Here is a 1260-nt window from a genome sequence, read left to right on the forward strand (position 1 = left end):
CTACCGGGTGGATCGTGACACCGTCCGACGGGCTGAACGCCAGGTGCCGGAACCCGCGGTCGCGGCCCACGAAAGCCGCGACAAAGTCGCTGGCCGGGGCGCGCAGGATCTCTTCCGGTGCAGCGTACTGTGCCAGCTTCCCGCCGCTGGCGAAGACGGCGACCTTGTCCCCCAGCACTGTCGCCTCGTCGATGTCGTGGGTAACGAAGACGATGGTCTTGGCCAGGTCGCGCTGCAGGCGGAGCAGTTCCTTCTGCAGTTCGTCGCGCACCACGGGGTCCACCGCGCTGAACGGCTCGTCCATGAGCAGCACGGGCGGATCCGCGGCCAAGGCCCGGGCCACACCCACGCGCTGCTGCTGGCCGCCCGAAAGCTGTGAAGGGTAGCGCCGGCCGAGCCCGGAGGCGAGGCCGACGACGTCGAGCAGCTCCTGCGCCCGCTTGCGCGACGCCGCCCTGGACACGCCGTTGAGCCGCGGGACGGTTGCGATGTTGTCCAGCACGGAACGGTGGGGCATCAGCCCGGAGGACTGCATGACGTAGCCCATGGAACGGCGCAGCTGAGCTGCCGGCACGGAGGTGACATCCTGACCGTCCACGGTGATGGTGCCCGACGTCGGCTCAACCATGCGGTTGATCATCCGCAGGGAAGTGGTCTTGCCGCAGCCCGACGGACCGACGAACACCGTGATGGCGCCCTTGTCGATGGACATGCTCAGATCGTCGACGGCGGCCTGGCCGCCCTGGTACTGCTTGGTGACGCTCTGGAACTCGATCATGGCCTCTGCCATTCCGGGCTTACCTATCTGTTGGCGGCAACAAGGGACGGTCCAGCCACCTGATCATATGCATGCCGATTTTTGGCTGTAAAGCAGGTACGCCCCAGCCTAACCGGCGGCACTGACGAAGTGGACGACCCGAATCGAAGAAACGGGCCGGATTCTTCCCAGGACCGCGCCAGGTGGCCGGGACTCCCCTTTTCATTCGGCACCGGCCGGCCTTCGGATGGGCGCCGTTTCGGGCCGGCGCCGGGCTCTCCCCGCGAACCCGCTCCAGACGGCCCAATCTACCCGGCCGCGGCCGTTCGCCTATCCAGTTCCGTGGCCCTTTCCATTGCTCCTTCTCTGGCTCTTTCCCTTGCCGTGCCCCTTTCCCCTTTCGGGCTGCCCGTCGCGCAGCTGCTCGGCCGCGCGCTGGCTCCTGCTGGCAACGACAACTTTCTGGTGCCACTCACGCTGGTAGGCCCGCCGGGCAGCCGCAT

General features: G+C 67.4%; 1 protein-coding gene. It reads right to left on the reverse strand.

Annotated features, from left to right (window positions below):
• Positions 1-790 (reverse strand): ABC transporter ATP-binding protein (locus AB4Y86_RS19125; RefSeq protein WP_441403700.1); only part of this gene is annotated, 790 nt, incomplete at its 3' end.
• Between the last annotated feature and the right edge of the window lie 470 nt (positions 791-1260).

Origin of the sequence: Arthrobacter sp. 2YAF22_2, assembly GCF_052114645.1 — a bacterium.
Lineage (GTDB): Bacteria > Actinomycetota > Actinomycetes > Actinomycetales > Micrococcaceae > Arthrobacter.